Below are 23978 nucleotides of genomic sequence, written 5' to 3' on the forward strand. Positions count from 1 at the left end.
TCAACGCCCCGCTGCGGCATGCACCAATCGGGATGACCAGATCCTGCCGGTGACGGTCAGGACGCCCCCAGCCGCGAGCGCTGCCAATCCGACGCCGTTGGCCAGCAGGACCGCCAGCGGGTCCACGCCAAGCATCATGCCCAACCCCAAGCCGAACACCGGCAGCCACGTCAGAAGGCGCACCGTGGCTTTCGGGCCGGCCAAGGCAGTTTGCCGCGCATCACCGGCGTCGTCCCCGGCCTCAAGCTGGGCGGCGAACCGGGTCAACACCTCGGCTAAGGGACAACCACTAGCTTCCGAAACATCCAAGCAGGCGGCAAGCTCTCCCCAGATTCGGCGTTCCACGGGGTTCCCGCCTTGAAGATCCTTCGCTGACGACGCCCTGATGGCTCCGGCGACCGACGTCCCCATCATCGAGGCCGCCCGCGCAGCCGCGAGAACTTGGAGGGACCCGGACGACAGCTTTCGTCGCGCATTGAGGACCTCCGGGTCGCCCGAACCAAGGCGGTGTTCCCTGCCTCCATGCACCATCCAGAGTTCCTCCCAGAGCCTCGACGTCGAACGGCCTCCCCGGAGGAGAGCGGCCATCTGCTGTACGAGTACCGTGAGCGGCAATGCGTCCGCGCGAGAGCGTCTCCGCAGCGTGCGCGCCTCAGCCCCGGCCACGGCCCCCGCCGCTGCCGCAGCCGAGGGAGCACCCGGCAGTGCATGCACTACCCGTTTGCCAAGTCGCCGGGACGGTTGGAGGACCATCCACGCAGCGGCCGCCAGGACAAGGACCAGGAGTCCGCTCACGCGAGCGCCCCAAGGTAATCTGAACGGGAAATCGGTCCTGCTGACCCGGGCTGGGGCCCAGGCTGCAGGAGCCCGGGATCCAGCTCAAGACGCGATGCGAGGTAACGCCATGCAGGGCCGGCAACGGCGGCACCTGCCCGCAATTCGACAGCAGGCACGATCGATTGGCCTGAAGCATCCTCCGCCAACAATCCAATGCAGGAAACTCGTCTGCCGGCCGGCGTCCGCTCGACATGAACCACTGCGTCCAATGCCGTTGAAAGCTGCAATTGAACGGCTTCCCGGCTCAAGCCTGCGAGCGCGCCCAACGCCACAAGCCTGGCCGGGACGGCGGAGGCGGTGTTTGCGTGGATTGTGCCACCGCCACCCGTGTGGCCGGTATTGAGTGCCGTCAACAGCTCACGGACTTCTGCACCGCGGCACTCGCCCACGATCAACCGGTCCGGCCGCATCCTCAGCGCCTGGCGGACGAGTTCGCCGAGGTCGAGTGCGCCACTGCCTTCAAGGTTTCCGTGCCTGGACTCGAGGGAGACGACGTGCGGGTGCACCGGGTTCAGCTCCGAAGCGTCCTCAATCAGGACGAGCCGATCACGCGGGCTGCTCAAGCCGAGCATCGTGGACAGTAGTGTGGTCTTCCCGGAACCGGTGGCCCCACTGATCAGGAAGCTCAACCTGCGGTCTACGATGGCCTGCAGCACCTGCTGGACGGGCGCCCCGAACATGCCTCCATCACGCAGCTCGTCCAGGGAGAAGACCTCCTCGCGCCGGATCCGAACGGACAACAAGGTTCCAGCGGCGGAAATCGGAGGCAGCACTGCGTGCACCCGGTATCCGCCGTCGAGGCGGACATCGACGCACGGCGAACCGTCGTCCAAACGACGCCCGCCGGCCGCCACGAGCCGGGAGGCCAAGGCACGGATCTGAGGTTCGCCGTCGAAATGCACCCGTGCCCGTTCCAGCCCCTTGCCGCGGTCGAACCACACCGAGTCCGGGCCATTCACGAAGATGTCCGTCACCGAGGCATCGCGTGCAAGCTGTTGGAGGGGTCCAAGTCCACTCAGTTCGGCGCTGATCGATTCGACGGCGGCAAGCGCCCCTGCGGTTCCGAGCAGCCTTCCCGTGGCGTGTACGGCCGCTGCCACGCGCGACGGAGTGACCGGTCCGGCGTCGGCCATGACGGTTTCCCGCACGGTTTCAAGGAGCGCGGCGTCTACGAGCCGGGTATTGCGTCGGCGCTCCCCGCTTGGGAATGCAGGGGTACTCATGCCGCGCCGTCGTCGAGCAGTTGGAGGACAGATTCCGCAAAGCGACGCACGGCCTTGCGCTTGCCGAATTCCAGAAGGCGTCCAAGTTCAGCCGCTGCGGCAGTACCACGGAGTTCGGGGAGCACCCCGTGAAGCGGCAGTCCCAGCGATTCGGCGATGAGGGGTCCGTCCAGCGCCGAACCGCCATCACCCCGGACCGCCAGGACTGTGTCCACGGGCGGCAGCTCCCGCAGAAGCCTGGCCGCAGCTACTGCTGCCCGGAGTTGAGCCGGTGCCACGAGAAGGATCCGGTCACAGTCCCAGGCGAAGCCGCCAAGCGACTCTGTTCCTCGTCCGATGTCGACAATGACCAGTTCAAATCCCCGCCGCGCCGCATCAAGGACAGTCGCGACGGCTCCGGGCTCCACGTCTGGGGAGCGGTCGCGACTGCCCGGCCAAGATAAGAAGGAGAATCCTCCGGCTATGGGCAGTGAGTCGCTCAGCTGCCCGGTGCCGATGCTGCCGCTGGCACCTGCAAGATCGGGCCAGCGCAGTCCGGGCGCATCTTCAGCGGCCAGGTAAAGCTCGAGGCCCCCTCCCCGGGGGTCTCCATCAACCAGCAGCGTCCGGACTCCGTGGACGGCCGCTTCCTGGGCCAGCCAGATGGCAGCCGTGGACGCGCCCGCACCCCCGCATCCTCCCGTCACCCCGAGCACGAGTCCCCCGGGGTCCGGATCACGGGACCTGCCGAGGTGCTCCGCCAGCCAGGCTGCAGCTTCCGGCAATACAGCCACGCGTTCGGCCCCCAGCGCCGCTCCCAATTGCCACAAACTGTCCCCCTCACCGTTGAGGCCCAGCAAGACGGAAGGTGCACGACGACGGGGCGGAAGTTCGCGGACATCGCTGCCAAGAAGCACCATCCCCGCGGTGTCCCACGTGGGCAAGGCAGCTGATGAATCGACGACTGTCCGGAGACTGACACCGACGGCGGCCGCGATCCTTTCGGTTTCGGCTTGTAACCTGACGTTCGCCGTCACCAAAAGGACTTCTCCGGAATTGGCAGGAAGCCAGGGCTCTCCGGACACCGGGTCTTAGGACACCGGGTCCGGTTCGGCGCCGGACGATGGACCCGATCTTCCGGGCCGCGGGCGGCCACGTTGCAGCGCCGACGGGCCACGCACGCCGTGATACCCGACCCCGTTTCCCAGGCTGTTGTGGCTCCGCTCGAGATGTTGCCCACTCATGAAGCCACTCTCTCCGTTCCGCCACGAGCGTTGAAGGCCCGTATCGGCGTATGTGGATAAGCAACGACAACAACCCCTGTGGGGGACGGGTCCCGTATCGCGGACGGAACCGACACGGACGGCACCACCCCAGACGGAAGCGCCAGCGGCATCGCGGACGGCAGCTGTCCGCATAGTGCAAGGTTCCACGGAATCACAAGGCAGAATTGTCAGCATGTACCTGCTGCTCGCCGCCCATCCAGACGGCGCAGCTATTCAGGAAAGCAATGCTGCCGGAGTAGCCGTGGCGGAGCCGCGCGTCGTACGAAAGGCCGAGCTGGCCGTCGTCGTAAGCACGTTGGAGAAGAGCCGTCCGCGCTGGGTCTGGAACCGGACCCAGGATTGGTACCCGGCAATGCTCCAGTCCGGGGTGGAACTGGAGCGTTGCCATGACCTCACACTCTGCCGCGCCATCCTGGTCCATTCCGAATTCACCGCCCACACCGACTATGCCCGCAGCGCGGAAAAACTCACTCAAGACGACGACATGCCGGTTCCGCCTCGGGTCCTCCAGCCTCCCCCGCCGCCCGCCGATCAGGACGCGCTGTTCGAGGACCTGGTCCCGCGGAGCACCGAGCCGGGCCTGCAGGAGATCCGGGCCGAGTTCGCGGCACAGCAACACGCGCTCGGCCAGGCCTCCAAGGAGGAAGGCCGGCAGCACCGCCTGAAATTGCTGCTCGCTGCGGAATCCGCCGGCGCGATGATCGCCGCCGAAATGCAGTTCACGGGTGTGCCGTGGCAGGAGGCGTTGCACGAAGAAATCCTGGAAGGCCACCTCGGTCCCCGGCCTCCCGCCGGCCACCGGCCAGCCACGCTGGAGGCTCTCTGCAACGAGCTTCGCGGGATTCTGCAGTCTCCGAAACTGAATCCGGATTCACCCCAGGACCTCATGCGTGCCCTGCACCGGAACGGGATCGAGGTAAAGACCACCCGCCAGTGGGAACTCAAGGAATCCAAACATCCGGCCATCGAGCCGCTCTTGGAATACAAGAAGCTTTCCCGCTTGTTCAGTGCCAACGGCTGGTCGTGGCTGGACGCGTGGGTCAGCGAAGGGCGGTTCCGTCCCGAGTACGTGGTGGGCGGCGTGGTTTCCGGCCGTTGGGCGTCAAGGGGCGGCGGGGCGTTGCAGATTCCCCGCCAAATCCGGGGCGCGGTGCATGCCGACCCGGGGCACAAATTGATCGTCGCAGACGCCTCCCAGCTCGAGCCGCGGGTTCTGGTGGCACTGGCGCAGGACTCGAAGATGGCCGAGGCTGCGCGCGACAAGGACTTGTACGCCGGCATCGCCGCGCAGGGCTTCGGTGGCGACCGTTCGAAGGCCAAGATCGCCCTGCTCGGCGCGATTTACGGTGCCACCACTGGCGAATCCGGACGACTCATGCCTCAGCTGACCCGCACTTATCCCCGGGCAGTCGGCTTCGTCGAACAGGCAGCCCGCGACGGCGAAGGCGGCCGCACCGTGACCTCAAGGTTGGGCCGCAGCAGCCCGCCGCCGTCGGAACGCTGGATCCGCAGCCAACAATCCACGACGGCGGAAGAACAGCGGCGCGCGGACAGCATCGCCCGCTCGCGGGGCCGTTTCACGCGGAACTTCGTGGTGCAAGGTTCCGCTGCGGACTGGGCGTCGTGCTGGCTCGCCGAACTTCGACGGCGGCTGCGTACTTCGCGTGCCGACGGCTTGCCTGCCGGGGAACTCGTGTTCTTCCTGCACGACGAGGTCATGGTGCACGCGCCTACAGAGTCGGTGGAAGCCTGCATCAAGGCCATCGAAGAGGCCGCGGCCGCCGCGAAGGAGCTGCTGTTCGGGCGGGTCCCGGTGGAATTTCCGGTGAGCGTCGCCGTCGTCGATTCTTACGACAAAGCGAAGTAATCGCGGCTATTGCCCCGGATGCAACAGCAGAGGACGATTGGCCCGTGGGACACAAAGGCCACGCACCGCTGGCTGCATACATCGCCTTCCAACTGACCGAGTTGGAGGGACAATTACCGCTGATCGCAACGGCCGATCCGGAAGCCGTGCACAACGCCAGGCTTGCCCTTCGCCGGCTCCGTTCAGTCCTTAGCTGCTACCGCGGCATGATCCCGAAACTCCCCCGGCCTGCCCGCGAGGAAGTCAGCTGGCTCGCAACTTCACTCGGCGAGTCCAGGGACTCCTATGTCCTGGCGCAGAGAATACGTCTATCCCTCGACACAAAAAATTCCTGGAAAAGCCCCGAGGCCGTGCGCCTGGCCGTGGAGGAACTGGAAGCGTCCAGCGCCCGGCTCGCCGCTTCCCTTGGAGGCCACAAGCGCAGCAAGCGCACGGTACGTGCCGCAAGGGCAGCGCTCTTGGAAGTCCCCGCCGCAAGGGAATACAAGCACCCGACGGCGGACCTCGCGGAGCGCCTCCAGGCAAGGTGGGAGCGGTTGCAGCACAGCCTCGCGGAGCAGGCGGGCAGCAGTGACCCGGAGGTGCGCAACGCCGCGCTCCACCAGGCACGCAAAGACGTCAAATGCCTCCGCTACTCGGTCGAGGCAGTCGCGGATGCCTTCAGCCATCACGCTTCCGGGGTGATCCAGCCGGCGATTGGCCTGCAGCGGTTGTTGGGCGAACAACATGACGCCGTCGTGGCCGGCGAATGGATCAAGGAACTGGCGAAAAACCCCGCCATTGACGCGGAAGATGCCCAGAGGCTCGAATCGATGGAAGTCCGGCGGAGACTCAACGCCGAGGAAGAGTTCCGGATGGCGATCGCCGAATATCCGGTGCCGGCGCCGAGGCGCGCACTGATCTTCTGAAGCCCGGAACCATAGCCCCCAACCGGGCCGAAAGCGAGTCATAAGGCGGAAACGAACCGGGCATGACCCGGGCAAGTAATGTACCCCAAAGTAACTTCAGCCGTCCCCGTTCTTCTCGATAGTCTCGAGTTATGGCTTCCGAAGTGAGGAACGCCACAGTGCAAGGACGCGCGAACTGTGCGAGGCAGTATCCAAGGGGGAACACCAACGATGGCTGGACGATTCGAAATTCTCAAAGACGGCGAAGACGGCTACCGATTCCGGCTGGTGACAGCCGACGGAACGCTGGTTGCGGAGTCTCCGCAGTTTAAACACCTGAAGGCAGTGGCGGCCGGCATCAACGCGGTGCGGGAAAATGCCGCCACGGGCATCGTGGTGGATCACTCGAACACAACCCCGCACGCAGCGTAGCGGGAGCGGCGACCAGTTCAGCAGGGGCTGGCGACACGCCTACAGTGCCAGCTAGATCTCGATTTCAAGCATGCGTTCCGTGTCCCACGGAACAGTCCAGCCCAAGGCGTCGAACAGCCCGCTGAGCACCATCCCGGTGAAACCCCAGACCACTAGTCCGTTGACTTGGAAGACCGGGCTCGAGAAGGTCCGGCCGAGCCGCGTGAGCGTCCCGGTATATCGGTTGTCGGGATCCAGGAGGTCACGCACAGGAACACGGAACACTTGCGCGGATTCGGCGTAGTCCACTACCCTCACGGGCGACGGCGACGCCCACCAAGCCAGGACCGGAGTGACCACGAAATTGCTGCGGATCAGGCCGAGTTCAGGCATGACGCCGAGCACCTGCACGCCGCTACTGTCCAGGCCGGTCTCCTCCACCGCTTCCCTGAGGGCTGCCGCTACGGCTGACTCGTCCCCGGGGTCGATACTGCCGCCGGGAAACGCCACCTGTCCCGGATGGTCGTCCAGGCTGTGGGCGCGTTCCAGGAGCAGCACGTCCAGATCCGCCGGGGCCACCGGTTTCGCGGATTGGGCGGGAACGGCGTCCAAGACGCCGAAGAGCATGAGTACGGCCGCTTTTCGCGCCTTGTCCGGATCCACGGTTGCAGCGGCAATCCGCGGATCCGGGCCGGGATGCAGGCCGGAATCAATCCTGGTGATGAGGCTGACGAGGTCCTCGAGCGCGGTCATGCCGGTCTCCTTTGCGATTCCATCCGAATCTCAGCCGCGCGATGGGTCTCGGCAAGCAGCTTTGCGAGAAGCGCTTCGTTGCCCGGCGCCAATTCGTACTTGAGCAACTTGGCCGCTTTCACGGGATCCTTTTCGCCTTCGCCGAAACTTGGGCACCAGTTGGCCACCGCACACGCTCCACACGCCGGCCGGCGCGCATGGCAAACCCTGCGCCCGTGGAAAACCACGCGGTGGGACAGCATGGTCCAGTCCCTGGGCTCGAACAGCTCCGCGACGTCGAACTCGATCTTCACCGGATCCTCGGATCTCGTCCAGCCGAACCTGCGCGCCAGCCTGCCGAAATGCGTGTCAACAGTGATTCCCGGAACACCGAACGCGTTGCCCAACACCACATTTGCCGTTTTGCGCCCGACGCCGGGAAGCGTCACGAGATCCTCCAGCCGGCCGGGAACCTCGCCGTCGAACTCGTCCACCAAGCGCGTGCTGAGTGCCAGGACGTTCTTCGCCTTGGCACGGAAGAAGCCCGTAGGCTGCAGGATCGCCTCCAGCTCCGCGATCTCAGCCTCGGCCATGCTCCGGGCATCGGGATACCGTGCGAACAGGATCTTGGTGACTTGGTTGACCAGCACGTCCGTGGTCTGGGCGGACAGCACCGTGGCCACTACCAGCTCGAACGGGTTCCGGAAATCAAGCTCAGCGTGGGCGTAGGGATAGAGCTCAGCAAGCGCTTTGTTGATTTTGCGCGCGCGCCGCTTCAGTGCCAGCGGGGTCTCTACAACGGTGTCCACGGACGGCCTGGTTAGCCGCGTTCGATGTGGCTGAGATCGCGCAGGATGCCCACACTGCCGTCAGTATCCTGCACGAGGAATTCTTCGCCGCGGTCTTCGAGGGCCAGGACCCACGCGCCCGGTTCGATGGTGAAGGCGGGCATTCCTGTGCGCTCGTCGACAACGACGCGGGGATGCGCCACGGCGAACCAGAATGCCTCGTATCCGGAGGCGTGCTCGGACTCGTCCTTTCGAGTGGCTGGATCAACCGTAGCGCCGATGGGCTCGTGTACCCGGGGCTGATCGACCGTGCCGATGTGCTGGGTGGCTGCCCCGACTCCCCTATCCGGGCTGGCGACGATCGGCGTAGCCATAGTGGCGGTTGGCAGGTGCTTGGGTTCCTCGGGCGTAGGGGTGTGGGCATGCGTGTCCCGCCCGTGGTCGGCAACTGGAGCCTCTGCGGATTCGGCAGGTACGACGGCGGCGGGCACGGCTGCCGCGACGGCGGCCGCCTCGGTGGCCGCGGGCTCAGGGGCCGCGGCTTCCGGGGCGACGGCCTCAGGGGCAGCGACGGGTGCGGCAGGGGTTTCTACGGGTGCCGGGGTGGCTGGTGCTGGCTTAGGCTTGGCGGGCTTCGGCGCGGCCGGCTTTCGGGTTGGAATGGCCGATTCCCGAGCCACAACGTGAGCTGGCTGTTCTGCCCGGTCCTGGAAATCGTCGCGGAGGAGCGGCAAGTGGGGAGCCAGGACCGTCGCTGCAAGAAGACCTACCGAGCCGATGAGTCCGACGAGCACGAAAACGGTAAACGCGCCTGCGGCGGACAGAAAGTACAGGGTCAGGGCGAACGACGCCACGACGGAAGCGAACTGGTCGGTCGAAAGGGAACCGATTCGCACGATATTCGCCGGCTGCAGACGCCGGGCAACGAACAAAGCGGCAACTACGAGGGGAAGAATGATGCCCAGTGCCAGGAAGAATAGATTGTCAAGGTTCCACAGGTTGTAGCGCCCGCCAAACATCGGCAGGAGGGATCCCACAAACATCAGGAGAGTGGAGCCGAAAACGGTCAGGTCCCGGATAGTGAACGGACCCAGCACGGCCTGGTACTTCGGGGAGGTCATGCTGCCGGGCTCTGGCGCCCCGGATCCAGCTGTTGCTTCGGGGGCCGATCCAGGCGCGATTGCACCGTATTTCGGACCTTGGCTCGTCTGGTTCATATGCAAATCTCCTTTGTACGGCGGTGCCCGGTACGCTGCCGCCCGAGGCTGTACCCCGCGTTTTCGGGCCAGGCCAGGCGGCAAGTTTTCGCGTCTCGAGACCTCTTCAGCCTATGCCACGCGTCTGACAGTCCACTAGTTGGCACGGGCGCGGAGGCAGGGATGCCGCGCCGTAATATTCCTCGGGTTGGGAGCCAGGCGAAGGCCTTCAGCGCCGTTCGGCGCGAATCATCCGCCACTCGCTGTCCGGATTGTGACCGCAGACACTTGTTGTCGGCCCAAAACGCTAAGGTGGGTTCCGGAAAAGCTCTTTGCGGAATCCCGTGAGGCGCCGTAGCCCAACGCCGTGCACGATTGGTGGTGGGGCGGCCTCGTTGCGGGACTGCCGCGCGGCAGAGATCGATGAATGATGAGGTTCACATGTCCCAGGACGCCAATGGATCGACGACCACCGCTGCAACCGGATCCGACGGGGCAGGCAACGGCGATGCCCTCGAAAATCTTCTCCATGAGAACCGGAAGTTCGCGCCCACCGCCGAGTTCGCCGCGGACGCGGTAGTCGGCGCCGGAGTCTACGCGGAAGCGGCTGCGGACCGTCCCGCGTTCTGGGCGAAGCAGGCCCGGGAGCTTCTGGACTGGGACACGGACTTCAGCCAGGCCCTGGACTGGTCCGAGCCGCCGTTCGCGAAGTGGTTCGTCGGCGGGGAAATCAACGCCGCGTACAACGCCCTGGACCGGCACGTGGAGAACGGGCTCGGGGACCGGGTGGCCATCCACTTCGAGGGCGAGCCCGGCGATACCCGCTCCTACACCTACGCCCAGCTCACCGACGAGGTGAAAAGGTGCGCGAACGCGTTCGAGTCCCTCGGGGTGGCGAAGGGGGACCGGGTGGCCGTGTACCTGCCGATGATCCCCGAAGCGGTGATCACGATGCTGGCCTGCGCCCGGATCGGGGCCGTGCACTCGGTGGTGTTCGGCGGGTTCTCCGCCGACGCCCTGCGTTCCCGCATCGATGACGCCCAGGCCACACTGGTGGTCACCGCGGACGGCACCTACCGGCGCGGCAAGCCCAGCCCGCTCAAACCGGCCGTGGACCAGGCCCTGTCCAAAGAGGGACACACGGTGCGGAACGTCGTGGTGGTCAGGCGCAACGGCCAGCCCGTGGACTGGCACGAGGGCCGGGACCAGTGGTGGGAGGACACCGTCGGCGCCGCCTCGGGCGAGCACACCGCCGTCGGGCACGATGCCGAACACCCTTTGTTCATCCTGTACACCTCCGGGACCACGGGCAAGCCCAAGGGCATCCTGCACACCACCGGTGGCTACCTGACCCAGACCGCGTACACGCACAGGGCGGTCTTCGACCTGCACCCGGGGACGGACGTGTTCTGGTGCACCGCCGACGTCGGCTGGGTCACCGGCCACTCCTACGTCGCCTACGCACCCCTGGTCAACGGCGCCACCCAGGTCATGTACGAAGGCACCCCGGACTCCCCGCACCAGGGCCGCTGGTGGGAAATCGTGGAAAAGTACAAGGTCTCCATCCTCTACACCGCCCCCACGGCGATCCGGACGTTCATGAAATGGGGCCGGGACATCCCGGCAAAGTTTGATCTGTCCTCGATCCGGGTCCTGGGCTCGGTGGGCGAGCCCATCAACCCCGAGGCCTGGATGTGGTACCGGGACGTCATCGGCTCCAACGCCGGCAAGAACGGGGAAAAGAAGGCCCACCCCGCCCCGATCGTGGACACCTGGTGGCAGACCGAGACCGGCGCCCAGATGATCGCCCCCCTGCCCGGAGTCACGGCGACCAAGCCCGGCTCCGCGCAGGTGGCGCTGCCGGGCATCGCGATCGACGTCGTGGACGAAGCCGGGCAGTCCGTCCCCGACGGGCACGGCGGCTACCTCGTGGTCCGCGAACCCTGGCCCGCGATGCTGCGCGGCATCTGGGGGGACCCGGAACGGTTCAAGGAGACCTACTGGTCCCGCTTCGAGGGCATGTACTTCGCCGGCGACGGAGCCAAGAAGGACGACGACGGCGACATCTGGCTCCTGGGCCGGGTCGATGACGTCATGAACATCTCCGGGCACCGGCTCTCCACCACCGAAATCGAATCCGCTCTCGTCTCCCACCCCTGGGTCGCGGAGGCCGCCGTCGTCGGAGCCTCCGACGAAACCACCGGCCAGGCCGTCGTCGCGTTCGTGATCCTGCGCGGGGACGCAGTAAACGACGGCGACGCCACCGTCGCCGAACTGCGCAACCACGTCGGCAAGGAAATCGGCCCCATCGCCAAACCCAAGCACATCCTCGTGGTCCCCGAACTCCCCAAGACACGCTCGGGCAAGATCATGCGCCGCCTCCTCAAGGACGTCGCCGAAGGCCGCGAACCCGGCGACGCCACCACCCTCTCCGACCCCACCATCATGGCCCAGATCGCGCAGTCGCTGAAGAAGTAGGCTCACGCCCAAACCACGCGGCTCCACGCCACCATGCAACGGCGGCGGTTCTCTGCAAAGAGGACCGCCGCTTTTGTCTTAAAACCCGCCGTCGCAAGAATGTTATATTTAGTTCTTTCATGTTCTCTTTTGAGCGGTTATAGTCGAGTTCTACGTGAGAAAACTCACAAGCACCACGCTTTCAAGGGAGAGAACATGGCAGCGAATCTTGACCCATTCCAGTCGGCCCACAACGCTGGCCCTGGACGCCGCACCATCCTGAAAACGCTCGGTATCGGCGCCGCCGGACTCGCCGGCATTCCGCTGCTGACCGCCTGCACCGGTGGCTCCGGACCGGCTCCCGGGGCCTCTTCGAACAGCCTGACCTTCGGCTCGGGCTCTTCGGACGATGTTCCCAAGGCCGCCTACAAAGCCGTCACCGATGCCTTCACCAAGAAGTCCGGCGTCACGGTGGCCACCAACGTCGTCCCGCACAACGACTTCCAGAACAAGATCAACTCCTACCTCCAAGGCAGCCCGGACGATGCCTTCACGTGGTTCGCCGGCTACCGCATGCAGTACTACGCGGGCAAGGGCCTCCTGGCTCCCGTGGATGACGTGTGGGCAACGATCGGCAGCAACTTCTCGGACGCCATGAAGAAGGCCTCCACCGGGCCGGACGGCAAGATGTACCTGGTCCCCAACTACAACTACCCTTGGGGCTTCTTCTACCGGAAGAGCTTCTGGGCCGAGAAAGGCTACGCAGTCCCCAAGACATTCGATGAGCTGAAGACCTTGGCCACCAAAATGAAGTCCGACGGCATCATCCCCATCGGCTTTGCGGACAAGGACGGCTGGCCCGCCATGGGCACCTTCGACTACATCAACATGCGCCTCAACGGCTACCAATTCCACGTGGACCTGACCGCCCACAAGGAAAGCTGGGACCAGAAAAAGGTCAGCGATGTCTTCGACACCTGGAAGGCCCTCCTGCCGTTCCAGGACCCCAATGCCCTCGGCCAGACCTGGCAGGACGCGGCCAAGGCCCTCGAAGCCAAGAAGACCGGTATGTACCTGCTGGGTTCGTTCGTGACCCAGCAATTCACGGATCCCGCCGTACTGGCGGACATCGACTTCTTCCCGTTCCCGGAAATCGCAGTGGAAGGCACCGATGCCGTCGAAGCCCCCATCGACGGACTGCTCTTGTCCAAGAAAGGCGGCGACAACAAGGCGGCGCACGACTTCCTGGCGTTCATGGGATCCGCCGAAGGCCAGAATGCCTACTCAGCCGTGGATGGCTCCAACATCGCCACCGTCAAGGGCGCCGACACTTCGAAGTTCACCCCGCTGAACAAGAAGTGCGCGGACACCATCGCCAATGCCAAGTACATCAGCCAGTTCCTGGACCGGGACGCCCTCCCGGCCATGGCCAACAACGTCATGATCCCCGCGCTCCAGTCCTTCATCAAGGACGGCACCGTGGACGTCAAGAACCTTGAAGCGCAGGCCAAGACCCTTTACGCAGCCCAGTAGCTGAAGGAATCCCCATGAGTACTACCGCCGAGAAACCGGCAGCACCGGACAGCGAGCCCGGTGCTGCCGGGCGAACCATTGCCGGCAAGAGCCAGCCCGGCACCGGCAGGCGGACCGGCAAAGCAGGCAGGGTCCGCCGCCTCACCCGCCGCGACAAATTCATCCTCGCGATCATGGTGGGCGTGCCCACCCTGATCCAGCTCCTGCTGGTCTGGCTGCCCACCCTCTTCTCCATTGCGCTGAGCTTCACCCGCTGGAACGGCCTGGACCTGAAGGACATCAAGGCCGCAGGGGCGGACAACTACCGATACGTGGTCCAGGACTATCCTCCGTTCTGGCCGGCCATCCAACACAACGTCCTGTGGCTCGTCTTCCTGGCCCTGATCGCGACGCCCCTCGGCCTGCTGCTGGCCGTGCTCCTGGACCAGAAGATCCGCGGCAGCAAGATCTACCAGAGCATCTTCTTCACACCCGTCATGTTGTCCCTGGCCCTCATCGGCATCATCTGGCAGCTGTTCTACAACCGGGACAGCGGGCTGCTGAACTACCTCCTGGGCACGGCGGGCACACCGCAAGCCGTGGACTGGTTCGGAAATTCCAACGTCAACATCTGGGCGGCCATGGTTGCAGCTACCTGGCGACACGCGGGCTACGTCATGATCCTGTACTTGGCCGGGCTGAAGGGCGTGGACCCCTCGCTGAAGGAAGCGGCGTCGATCGACGGCGCCAACGCGGCGCAGACGTTCTTCCGCATCGTCTTCCCGGCAATGCGCCCCGTGAACATCGTGATCGTGGTGATCACGATCATCGAGTCGCTGCGTGCCTTTGACATTGTGTACGTCATCAACCGAGGGACCAACGGCCTTGAATTGATCAGCGCCCTGGTGATCCAGAACCTGATCGGCGAAGGCCAGGTGATCGGAGTCGGCTCGTCCCTCGCGGTGATTCTCCTGGTCATCTCGCTGATTCCCATCGTCTTCTACCTCATCCGCACCTTCGGCAAGGAGAGCAAGGCATGAGCACCCTCGCCAACCCCATCCCGCGCACAGCAGCCGCAGGCGAAACCCGGACCTCCGGGAAGCGCCACTACGGGACCCACATCTTCCTGACCGTCATGGCAATCATGTGGCTGATTCCGCTCGGTTGGTCCTTGTTCACGGCTTTGCGTCCCAAGGCGGATACGGACAAATTCGGCTACTTCAGCCTTGGCGGCACTTTTAATTTCGACAACTTCATCACGGCCTGGACCCAAGGCGGATTCTCGAAGTACCTGCTGAACTCAGTGATCATCACGGTCCCCGCGGTGCTCCTGACCCTGTTCTTTGCCTCGATGATGGCATTCGCCGTCTCCAGGGTGAGCTGGAAGTTCAACGTCACCCTCCTGATCATGTTCACCGCCGGCAACCTCCTGCCCCCGCAGGTCCTGGCAGCCCCGTTGTTCGAGATGTTCAAACACGTCACGCTGCCCTACTCGTTCAGCGATTCGGGCAACCTGCTCAACACTTACATCTCGGTGATCGCGGTGGACACTGCGTTCCAGATCGGTTTTTGCACCTTCGTGCTCTCCAACTATATGAAGGCCCTCTCGTCCGATCTGACGGAGGCCGCACTGGTGGACGGTGCCGGGATCTGGCGGCAGTACTGGAATATCATCCTGCCGTTGTGCCGCCCCGCCCTCGCGGCACTCGGGACCCTGGAAGTCATCTTCATCTACAACGATTTCTTCTGGCCGCTGCTCTTCATCCAAAGCGGTAACCGGCTGCCGATCACTACCGCCATCAATAACCTGCAGGGCGAGTTCCTCAGCAACTACAACCTGCTGGCGGCCGGCGCCACCATCACCGTGATACCCACCCTGATCATCTACCTCGTGCTGCAGCGCCAATTCGTGGCCGGCCTCACGCTCGGTTCCAGCAAAGGATAAAACGCATGGCAATGGATTACATCGTGGACAAGCTGGGCGGCCGGATCGCGTTCGGCGGCGACTACAACCCAGAACAATGGCCCGAAGAGGTCTGGAAACACGACGTCGCCCTGATGAAGGAAGCCGGGGTGAACCTTGTCAGTGTCGGCATCTTCAGCTGGGCCCTTCTGGAGCCTGAGGAAGGACGGTACGAATTCGGCTGGCTCGACAGGATCCTCGACCTGCTCCACAGCAACGGCATCAGCGTGGATCTCGCGAACGCGAGTGCTTCTCCCCCGCCGTGGTTCAGCCGCAAGTACCCCGATTCACTCCCCGTGGATGCCGACGGCGTCCGGCAAAGTTACGGTTCGCGGCAGGCCTTCGCGGCGTGCTCGCCGGACTATCGCCGGGCGGCAGCAGCCCTGACGACGGCGATCGTGGAGCGCTACGCGGGGCACCCCGCCGTCGTGATGTGGCATGTCCACAACGAGTACGGCTGCCACAACCAACCGGACTTCGGCCCCCACGCCGAGCGTGGCTTCCAGGAATGGCTCCAGGCGAGGTATGGGAGCCTTGACGCGCTCAACGACGCCTGGGGAACGGCCTTCTGGTCCCAGCATTACTACGACTGGGCCGAGATCCTGCCGCCGCGCCGTTCGGGAACGTGGGTGAACCCAACGCAGCAACTGGATTTCGCGAGGTTCTCTTCCGACGCCCTGCTTGAGTGCTTCACCGCAGAGGCAAACATCATCAGGGCACATTCGAAGCACCCGGTGACCACCAATTTCATGGGCTTCAACATGGGCCTGAACGCCCCTGTCGACTATTGGCGCTGGTCCGGACATATGGACGTCGTGTCCAATGACCACTATCTGATCGCCGCCGACGAACGGAACTTCCAGGATCTGGCCATGACGGCGGACCTCACCCGAGGCTGGGCCCAGGGCAAACCATGGCTCCTGATGGAACACTCCACCTCGGCAGTCAACTGGCAACCCCGCAATGTGGCCAAAGCACCGGGCGAAATGCTGCGCAACTCCCTGCAGCACGTGGCCCGCGGAACCGATGGCGTGTTGTTCTTCCAATGGCGGGCCTCCCGCGCCGGGGCCGAAAAGTACCATTCCGGACTGGTCCCCCACGCCGGCCGCGACAGCAAAGTGTGGCGCGAAGTGGTGGAGCTGGGCCGTGCGCTCGAGAGCATTTCGGAGGTGGCCGGCTCAACGGTCCAGGCCGAAGCCTGCATCATCCATGACACCGACGCCCGCTGGGGCACCGAACTGGACTCGCACCCCAGCGAGGACGCCCGGAACCTCCCGGAAACGCGGCGCTGGCACGACGCCCTCTACCGGGCCGGAGTCACCACGGACATCCGGCAAAGCACCGATGACCTGTCCGGCTACAAACTAGTGATTGCGCCCATGCTGTACCTGGTCACGGATGAAGGCGCGGCGAAACTCCACGAGTATGTCGAAGCCGGCGGAACCCTGGTGATCACCTATTTCTCCGGAATCGTCGACCAGAACGACCACATCCGCATGGACCCTGTCAACGGCGGCGGCTATCCAGGGGCGTTCTCCGAACTTCTCGGCGTGAGCATGGAGGAGTTCTTCCCCCTGCGATCCGGCGACGCGGTCGGCTTGAGCCGCTTTGGCTCCGGGACGGTCTGGAGCGAGCTGGGTAAGGCAACCGCGGCGGAGGTTCTTGCCACGTTCGACGGCGGTGCAGCCACGGTCGGGTCCGGCGTCGGCGGCTCGCCGGCAGTGACCCGCCGAGCCGGATCCGCCGGACGCGGTGCCGCCTACTACGTGGCCACGAGTCTGGGCCGCGAGGGGCTCGCCGAACTGGTGCAGCTCCTCTGCTCGGACGCCGGGGTGGAACCCGTCCTGGGTGTTCGGCCTCCGGAAGACGTGGAAATCGTCCGCAGGAGCAACGGCACCAAGGTCTGGACCTTCGTCATGAACCACAGCGCGCACGGTGTGGAGGTGCCGCTCGACGGCGTCGAGCTCCTGAGCGGGACACCCACCGGAGGTACGCTAAACCTTACTGCCGGAGGCGTCGCCGTCGTCGCCACTCCCGCCTAACCACCCGCCGTCCTCCAGAAAGGCTCCGATGCTTCAGGCAGCCCGCCACACCGCCATAGTCGACGCCGTCCAGCGTGAACGCGTTGTCCGTGTCTCGGACCTCGCGCAACTGCTGGGCGTCTCAGCCATGACCGTTCGGCGCGACATCGAGTCGCTCGAGGAGTCCGGACTTGTCGAGCGGATCCATGGCGGGGCCAAGATACCTGGCGATGCCCGGACCCACGAGCCCGGCTTCGAACTCAAGTCCACCCAGCTGATCGAGGAAAAGCACGCGATCGCCGTCGAGGCCGCCACGCTGGTCCATGAGGGCATGGCCGTGGGCCTGAGCGCCGGAACCACCACCTACGAGCTCGCCAAAGTACTCCTGGAGGGGCCGCGGATCACGGTGGTGACGAACTCCATCAGGATTGCGGATCTCTTCCACGGCGCCTCAGGTTCACGGCAGGGTTTCCCGGTCATCGTGACCGGCGGCGAGCGCACGCCGTCGGACGCCTTGGTGGGTCCTATCGCCACTGCCGCGCTGAAGCAACTGCACCTGGACACCCTTTTCCTGGGCGTCCACGGCATGGATGCCGACGCGGGATTCACCACGCCCAACCTGCAGGAGGCCGAAACCAACAGGGCCTTCATCAGTGCGGCCCGCAACGTGGTGGTCTTGGCGGACCACAGCAAGTGGGGAACGGTTGGCATCGCCTCGATCGCCCAGTTGGAGGAAGCCGACGTGCTCGTGACGGACTCGCATCTCGGCGAGGATGCCCGGCGCATCCTCGCCGACGGCGTCGGGAAGCTCCGAATCGCCTCACCCTAGCGTGGGCGCCCCAACTAGCTCGCATTTGTTGTCGTTATGAGCCCTCAGAACGACAACAAATGCGAGCTAGTTGGGCTGGGAACGCGCTAGGGGCACCCGCACGATTGCCGGATGCGGAGCTGCGTGGGGAAGACCCTGTGCTGCGGAGGTTCGTTCCGGTTCCCGCCCACCAGCGCGGACACTGCGGCCTCTGCCATCTCCCACACGGGCTGCTCCACCGTGGTCAGGGCCGGCCAGCTGTATTCGGCCTCGATCGAACCGTCGAAGGACGCCACGGCGATATCGTCCGGAACGGACAAGCCAGCCTCGCGGATTGCCCGGAGGAGTCCGATTGCCTGCATATCGGAGCTGGCGAAGATCGCCGTCGGGCGGTTTTCCGCGGCCAGGAGGCGTTGTCCGGCAGCATAGCCCCCGGGGCGGTCGAACCCACCGCGGGCGAGCGGCCCAACCGGGAGTCCGGCAGCTTCCAGTGCCCGCCGCCAACCCTCCTCGCGCCCGTCAGCCTCGTTGTCGGCCGTGATGCCCATGGCGAGTCCGATGTTGGTGTGTCCGTGGCCGATCAAATGTTGCACGGCCAGGCGGGCGCCGGCTTCAAGGTCCACGCCCACGCTGTTGAAACCAGGGGCCACCGAGGCATGGTTCAGCAGGACCGATCGGATTTCCGTGCCGAAAAGCTCCAATAGATCGGGTTCGAACATGACGCTGGCCAGGACCACTCCATCAACCTGCCGGTCAGCGAGGTTGCGAATGTGGCGGCGTTCGGAGTCCAGGTTGTTGTCGGAATTTGTCAACAGCAGGGCATATCCGCGCTCGGCGGCAGCCACTTCCACCGCGTGTCCCAGCAGCGCCCAGAACGGGTTGCTGGAGTCGGGAATCACGAGGCCGAGGGTTTGGTTGGACCCCATTTTGAGCGCACGCGCGGCGGCATTCGGCCGGTACCCCAGGATCCGGATGGCCTCCTGGACCTTCGCTTCCGTTGCCGGCGCCACCTTCTTGGGGCCGCCGTTCACCACATAGCTCACGACGGCGGTGCTCACCCCGGCGTACCGGGCCACGTCTTTGCGCGTCACCGGTCCGCGCGGGGTGTGCACTGCCGAAGTTGTCATTGGATCATGCTAGCTACAAAGCCTCGGGAGCATCGCCGAAATCGCGAATGGGAAGCCGCTCGCCGCCGCGGAGGGCGGACTCGTGCGCCACGACGCCGGGAAGCGTGAAGCGCGCCGCCACCCAGGCGTTGACCGGGGGAAGGCTTCCTTTGTTCACGGCCGTGACGAAGTCGTCCACCAGGAACTGGTGGCTTCCTTCGTGCCCGGTGGGGGCTCCCTCGAATTCAACCGGGAGCCGGCCGGCGTCGTGCACAGGAGCGAGGCCGGAGATGAACGCACCGCGAAGTTCGGGTGCGACGTCCGCCAACGAGGGGTCATCGGGCGACATGCTGGGCTTCGTCTCCACCTGGTCCGAGACGTCGAGTACTCCCTTTTTGTCCTGCCACAGCGTGGTGGTGGCCAGCTGTTCAAAGCTTGCCTCCGTGCCGAAGAAGCGGAAGCGCGATTCCCGGATGTGCGAGGGGTAGCCGACGCGGCGCATCTCGTTGGTGCGCATCACGCCGCCGTCGTTCATTTCGAACAGCGCAGTGGCGTTGGAGAAGTCATTGTCGAACATGCTGACTTCCTTGTCGAAGACGCCGTCGCCACGGTCGTCCTTGACGCCGATGCAGCTCACGCTCACGGCGTGGCCCGGTATGGCGCCCAGCACGCCTCCGATGGCGTGGGTCGGGTACAGCATGGGCGGGTAGCTTGCAGTTGCTTTCCAGTTTTCGCCGCCGCTGTACTGGTAGGCCTCGTAGAAGCCCAGGTCCATGTCGTGGACGTAGTCGCCTTCGGTGTAGAAGATGCGGCCGAACTTGCCGGCGGCGTGCTGCTTGCGGGCATAGACGGTGGCGGGGTTGTAGAAGCTGGTCTCTCCCATGGCATAGACAAGCTTGGTTTCACGCACGGCGTCGATGATTCCGGCGATCTGGTCCTCGGTGATTGCCATGGGAACGGCCGAATAGACGTGCTTCCCGGCGCGCAGTGCCTTGATCACCAGCGGCCCGTGCGTCCAGCGCTGCGTGAAGATAGCGACGGCGTCGACGTCGGAGGCCAGCAACTCGTCGAAACTGCCCATAGTGCCGTCGAGCCCCAGCTGTTCAACAGCTTTGGACGCGCGTTCAGGGAGCTCGTCCACTGCGTAGACCGCGGAAACCCCGGGGTGGAGCTTGAAGAGGTGGGCAAATTGGCCGCCGAACTGGCCGAGGCCTACTACTCCCATTGAAAACGTCATTGTTAGCCCTTCGATTCGTGTGGGTGGCTTCAGAGTGCCCTCGCCGCGCCGGGAGAGGCTCGACGAGGACTCAGGCCAGTGAATCACTGGGATCTACTCGAGTCAACAAAAAGCAATAAATCCAAAATAATCGAACAAAAGTTCACAAGATAACTTGACCCCTTCAGATCTACTCGTGTAGATTTCCATCAGTTGTAACCCATATCACAGTCAGGGAAGGGTCGAAGATGACCACGCTCACCAAACATCCTGATCCGGAGCTCTCCGGTGCCGGCCGCTCGCGGAAATCACCGAAATCACGAAAAAGGGGAAAGCCCGCTGCAGGCTTCCGCGGCATCGGGGATCTCAAGATCGCACTGCTCTTCATCGCCCCGGCGATGGTCGGCTTCGTGTTCTTCTACCTGGTGCCGACCATCCGCGGCATCTACCTGAGCTTCACCGAGTACAGCATCCTCGGAGACCCGGAATGGATCGGCGTCAAGAACTACCAACAGATCGCGAAAGACCCGCTCTTCTGGAACGCCCTTGGGGTCACGTCGGAATACGTCGTCATCAACATCGTGCTCCAGACGCTCCTGGCCCTCGGACTCGCAATCCTCATGCACCGGGTCGCCAAGTCAACCCTCATCCGCGGGGCACTCCTGCTTCCGTATCTCATGGCGAACGTCATTGCCGCGCTCCTGTGGTTCTGGATGCTCGACTACCAAATCGGCATCGTGAACCAGTTCATCGAGTGGTTCGGCTTGCCCCGCGTGGCCTTCTTCGGCAGCGAGCAATGGGCTATCCCCACGCAGGCGCTCATCAACACCTGGCGGCATATGGGTTACACCGCGCTTCTACTTTTCGCAGGCCTGCAAGCCATCCCCAACACGGTGTACGAAGCAGCCAGCATTGACGGGTCCAAGGCGGTCAGCACCTTCTGGCGGATCACCCTCCCGCTGCTACGTCCCGTTCTCGCCCTGGTGCTCGTGGTGACCGTCATCGGCTCGTTCCAGGTCTTTGACACCGTTGCCGTCACCACCCAGGGCGGCCCCGTCAACGCAACCCGCGTGTTGCAGTACTACATCTACCAGCGCGCCTTCAACGAGCAAGACTTCGGCTATGGCTCGGCCCTCGCCGTGATCCTCTTCCTCATCCTCGCGATCGTGGCCTTCATCCAGATGAAGTTCCTTCGCGGCAACCAGTCGGACCTGGACTAAGGACACAACATGACCACCGTTTCCTCCCTCAAGGCAGGCACCCACCGTCGTCCGTTCAACTGGCGCCGCGCAAGCGCCTGGGTGCTGCTTTCCATCGCCATTGCAGTGAGCGTGCTGCCGTTCTATTGGGTTCTGCGCACGGCCTTCTCCACCAACGGATCGCTTGCCGCCAACTCGGCAAGCCTCCTCCCCGCCGATTTCAACCTTGGTGCTTTCAAGCGCGTCTTCGGCCTCCAGACCGCCTCCGAAGCCATCGCCGAGGGCGGCTCCGGTGCCTCCATCAACTTTTGGCAATACCTGTTGAACTCCCTGCTCTTCTCGAGCATCACCACCGCGGGTGCCGTGTTCTTCAGTTCAATGGCGGCCTACGCCTTCGCCCGGCTGCGTTGGAAGGGCCGCGACGGCGTCTTCACGCTTTTCCTCGGCACCATGCTGGTCCCACCGATCTTCACGGCCCTGCCGAACTTCCTCCTCGTGAAAAACCTGGGCCTGCTCAACTCGATGCTCGGATTGGTCCTGCCCTACCTGTTCATGACCCCGTTCGCGATCTTCTTCATGCGCCAGTTCTTCCTCAACATGTCCCGCGAGGTGGAGGAAGCCGCAATGCTCGACGGCGCGAAGCACTGGCGGATCTTCTTCCAGATCGTCATGCCCAACGCGGCCGCCCCCATCGCGACCCTCGCCCTGCTCACCTTCATGGGCCAGTGGAACGAATACTTCTGGCCGCTCCTGGTCGGGACCTCCGAGGAATCGCGGGTGCTCACGGTGGGACTGGGCGTCTTCAAATCCCAGTCCCCGCAGGGCGCCCCCGATTGGTCCGGCCTTATGGCCGCAACCCTCATCTCCGCCCTTCCCGTCCTCATCCTGTTCGCGATCTTCGGCAAGAAGATCGTCAACTCGATCGGCTTCAGCGGCACCAAGTAGTCCCTCCACCATCACGTCCCCAACGGGCCGGCTTATGCCGTGCGCCCAACCCTCCCCACCCGAAAGGTCCTACCATGAAAAAGAAACTACTCGGCGCCGTCGCCGCGGCCGCTGTGGCCACGCTCGCCCTCTCCGCCTGCGGGAGCGGAGGAGGCAGCAGCGCCGACTCTGCCAAGGGCGAGGTCAGCTATTGGCTCTGGGACGCGAACCAGCTTCCCGCCTACCAGCAGTGCGCAGATGACTTCCACAAGGCCAACCCGGACGTCACCGTCAAGATCACCCAGACGGGCTGGGATGACTACTGGGGCAAGATCACCAACGGGATGGCCTCTGGAACCGCCCCCGATGTCTTCACCGACCACCTTTCCAAGTACCCGGAATTCATCAAGACCAAACAGCTCGTCGCACTCGATGACGCGGTGTCCAAGGACAAGGTGGACCTCGCCCAGTACAACGCTGGACTCGCGGACCTCTGGGTGGGCCAAGACGGCAAGCGCTACGGCCTTCCGAAGGACTGGGACACCGTTGGCCTCTTCTACAACAAGAAGATGGCAGCCGACGCCGGCCTCTCGCCCGAGCAGATGGCCTCGCTGAGCTGGAACCCGCAGGACGGCGGAAGCTACGAGAAGGCGATCGCGCACCTCACCGTTGACAAGAACGGCAAGCGCGGCGACGAGCCCGGTTTCGACAAGAACAACGTCGCGGTGTTCGGGCTTGGGCTGCCCGGGTCCGACGCCGAAAACGCCGGACAGACCCAGTGGAGCTTCCTCTCAGCCACCACGGGCTGGAGCGCCACGGACAAGACCCCCTGGGGCTCGCACTTCAACTACGATGACAAGCGCGTCCAGGACACCATCGCCTGGTGGGCTTCACTGGCCCAAAAGGGCTACATGCCCAAACTTGAGACCACAGTTGGGGCCAACGCACCTGACGCCTTCGGCGCCGGCAAGGCCGCCATCAACGCTAACGGCGACTGGATGATCGGCCAATACAGCGGCTATAAGGGCATCGACCTGGGCATCGCCCCCACCCCGAAGGGCGTCGACGGCAAGAACGCCTCAATGTTCAACGGCTTGGCCGACTCCATCTGGGCCGGGACCAAGAAGAAGGACGCCTCCATCAAGTGGGTAGAGTACCTCGGCTCCTCGGCCTGCCAGGACGTCGTAGCATCCAAGGCCGTTGTCTTCCCGGCAATCAAGACCTCCACCGACAAGGCCGCCGCCGCCTTCACGGCAAAGGGCATTGACGTCTCCGCCTTCACCCAGCACGTGAAGGACAAGTCCACCTTCCTGCTCCCTATTACCGACAACGCCGCCAAGGTATCGGGCATCATGAAGCCGGCCATGGACGCCGTTATCGCGGGCAAGGCACCGGCAAGCTCCCTCACGGCTGCCAACGACCAGGTCAACGCCCTCTTCTCGAAATAGTCCCTCGGCGGGAGCCCTTCAACGGCAGGGCTCCCGCTATCCTGATCAGCAACGCCGCAGCCCCGCCAAACCGGTCCGGGCGCCGCCGCTTCACTCCTTTGACGGCGGCGCCCGGACT

The 23978-nt window shown here is 64.5% G+C and carries 20 protein-coding genes; 12 read left to right on the forward strand and 8 right to left on the reverse strand.

Going from position 1 to position 23978, the window contains the following annotated elements; genetic code table 11:
- From ACSKT0_RS20655 to ssd, 3 genes are read right to left on the reverse strand one after another with little or no spacing between them, the layout of a single operon-like run.
- Positions 1 to 795 (reverse strand): type II secretion system F family protein, encoded by a 795-nt coding sequence (locus ACSKT0_RS20655; protein ID WP_437771393.1) that lies wholly within the window; start codon positions 793 to 795, stop codon positions 1 to 3.
- Entirely contained in the window at positions 792 to 2060 is a 1269-nt protein-coding gene (locus ACSKT0_RS20660) for a TadA family conjugal transfer-associated ATPase (protein ID WP_437771394.1), read from the reverse strand. The genes ACSKT0_RS20655 and ACSKT0_RS20660 overlap by 4 nt, the downstream gene beginning before the upstream one ends.
- Positions 2057 to 3076: a septum site-determining protein Ssd gene (ssd, locus tag ACSKT0_RS20665; protein WP_437771395.1), complete on the reverse strand. Its 1020-nt coding sequence runs from the start codon at positions 3074 to 3076 to the stop codon at positions 2057 to 2059. The genes ACSKT0_RS20660 and ssd overlap by 4 nt, the downstream gene beginning before the upstream one ends.
- A 421-nt stretch (positions 3077 to 3497) precedes the next feature.
- Between ssd and ACSKT0_RS20670 the strand changes: the two genes are divergently transcribed.
- The 3 genes from ACSKT0_RS20670 (at position 3498) to ACSKT0_RS20680 (ending at position 6511) form a co-directional block, all read left to right on the forward strand.
- On the forward strand, positions 3498 to 5192 hold the full coding sequence (locus tag ACSKT0_RS20670; protein WP_437771396.1) for a bifunctional 3'-5' exonuclease/DNA polymerase: 1695 nt from the start codon (positions 3498 to 3500) through the stop codon (positions 5190 to 5192).
- 44 nt (positions 5193 to 5236) lie between these two features.
- Positions 5237 to 6100, forward strand: a complete 864-nt coding sequence (locus ACSKT0_RS20675) for a CHAD domain-containing protein (RefSeq protein ID WP_437771397.1) — start codon at positions 5237 to 5239, stop codon at positions 6098 to 6100.
- Between the two features lie 210 nt (positions 6101 to 6310).
- Positions 6311 to 6511, forward strand: a complete 201-nt coding sequence (locus tag ACSKT0_RS20680) for a YegP family protein (protein WP_437771398.1) — start codon at positions 6311 to 6313, stop codon at positions 6509 to 6511.
- 51 nt (positions 6512 to 6562) lie between these two features.
- Here ACSKT0_RS20680 and ACSKT0_RS20685 read toward each other — a convergent pair whose 3' ends face one another.
- From ACSKT0_RS20685 to ACSKT0_RS20695, 3 genes are read right to left on the reverse strand one after another with little or no spacing between them, the layout of a single operon-like run.
- On the reverse strand, positions 6563 to 7243 hold the full coding sequence (locus ACSKT0_RS20685; RefSeq protein ID WP_437771399.1) for an NUDIX hydrolase: 681 nt from the start codon (positions 7241 to 7243) through the stop codon (positions 6563 to 6565).
- Positions 7240 to 8031, reverse strand: coding sequence for an endonuclease III (gene nth / locus ACSKT0_RS20690; protein ID WP_437771400.1), 792 nt, complete (start codon positions 8029 to 8031; stop codon positions 7240 to 7242). The genes ACSKT0_RS20685 and nth overlap by 4 nt, the downstream gene beginning before the upstream one ends.
- Positions 8032 to 8042: 11 nt before the next feature.
- Positions 8043 to 9227: a hypothetical protein gene (locus tag ACSKT0_RS20695; protein ID WP_437771401.1), complete on the reverse strand. Its 1185-nt coding sequence runs from the start codon at positions 9225 to 9227 to the stop codon at positions 8043 to 8045.
- Positions 9228 to 9647: 420 nt separating this feature from the next.
- On the opposite strand from ACSKT0_RS20695, the gene acs reads away from it, so the two are divergent.
- From acs to ACSKT0_RS20725, 6 genes are all read left to right on the forward strand, one after another.
- Positions 9648 to 11684, forward strand: a complete 2037-nt coding sequence (acs, locus tag ACSKT0_RS20700) for an acetate--CoA ligase (RefSeq protein ID WP_437771402.1) — start codon at positions 9648 to 9650, stop codon at positions 11682 to 11684.
- A 195-nt stretch (positions 11685 to 11879) separates the two neighbouring features.
- Positions 11880 to 13196 carry an ABC transporter substrate-binding protein gene (locus tag ACSKT0_RS20705; protein ID WP_437771403.1) on the forward strand — a complete coding sequence of 439 codons (1317 nt, stop codon included), beginning with the start codon at positions 11880 to 11882 and terminating at the stop codon, positions 13194 to 13196.
- A gap of 14 nt (positions 13197 to 13210) precedes the next feature.
- Positions 13211 to 14215, forward strand: a complete 1005-nt coding sequence (locus ACSKT0_RS20710) for a carbohydrate ABC transporter permease (RefSeq protein ID WP_437771404.1) — start codon at positions 13211 to 13213, stop codon at positions 14213 to 14215.
- Entirely contained in the window at positions 14212 to 15120 is a 909-nt protein-coding gene (locus ACSKT0_RS20715) for a carbohydrate ABC transporter permease (protein ID WP_437771405.1), read from the forward strand. The genes ACSKT0_RS20710 and ACSKT0_RS20715 overlap by 4 nt, the downstream gene beginning before the upstream one ends.
- Positions 15121 to 15125: 5 nt before the next feature.
- Positions 15126 to 17180 (forward strand): beta-galactosidase, encoded by a 2055-nt coding sequence (locus ACSKT0_RS20720; protein ID WP_437771406.1) that lies wholly within the window; start codon positions 15126 to 15128, stop codon positions 17178 to 17180.
- A 28-nt stretch (positions 17181 to 17208) separates the two neighbouring features.
- Entirely contained in the window at positions 17209 to 17988 is a 780-nt protein-coding gene (locus tag ACSKT0_RS20725; RefSeq protein ID WP_437771407.1) for a DeoR/GlpR family DNA-binding transcription regulator, read from the forward strand.
- Between the two features lie 86 nt (positions 17989 to 18074).
- Here ACSKT0_RS20725 and ACSKT0_RS20730 read toward each other — a convergent pair whose 3' ends face one another.
- Both ACSKT0_RS20730 and ACSKT0_RS20735 read right to left on the reverse strand, forming a co-directional pair.
- Entirely contained in the window at positions 18075 to 19094 is a 1020-nt protein-coding gene (locus tag ACSKT0_RS20730; RefSeq protein WP_437771408.1) for a LacI family DNA-binding transcriptional regulator, read from the reverse strand.
- Positions 19095 to 19107: 13 nt separating this feature from the next.
- A complete protein-coding gene (locus tag ACSKT0_RS20735) occupies positions 19108 to 20310 on the reverse strand; it encodes a Gfo/Idh/MocA family protein (RefSeq protein WP_437771409.1) in 1203 nt (400 codons plus the stop codon).
- Between the two features lie 227 nt (positions 20311 to 20537).
- On the opposite strand from ACSKT0_RS20735, the gene ACSKT0_RS20740 reads away from it, so the two are divergent.
- From ACSKT0_RS20740 to ACSKT0_RS20750, 3 genes are all read left to right on the forward strand, one after another.
- Entirely contained in the window at positions 20538 to 21509 is a 972-nt protein-coding gene (locus ACSKT0_RS20740; protein WP_437771410.1) for a carbohydrate ABC transporter permease, read from the forward strand.
- 9 nt (positions 21510 to 21518) lie between these two features.
- Positions 21519 to 22433, forward strand: coding sequence for a carbohydrate ABC transporter permease (locus tag ACSKT0_RS20745; protein WP_437771411.1), 915 nt, complete (start codon positions 21519 to 21521; stop codon positions 22431 to 22433).
- Between the two features lie 74 nt (positions 22434 to 22507).
- Complete coding sequence (locus ACSKT0_RS20750) at positions 22508 to 23860, forward strand: ABC transporter substrate-binding protein (protein WP_437771412.1); 1353 nt, start codon at positions 22508 to 22510, stop codon at positions 23858 to 23860.
- The last annotated feature ends 118 nt before the right edge of the window (positions 23861 to 23978 follow it).

Origin of the sequence: Arthrobacter sp. KNU40 (assembly GCF_051515115.1) — a bacterium.
Classification (GTDB): domain Bacteria; phylum Actinomycetota; class Actinomycetes; order Actinomycetales; family Micrococcaceae; genus Arthrobacter.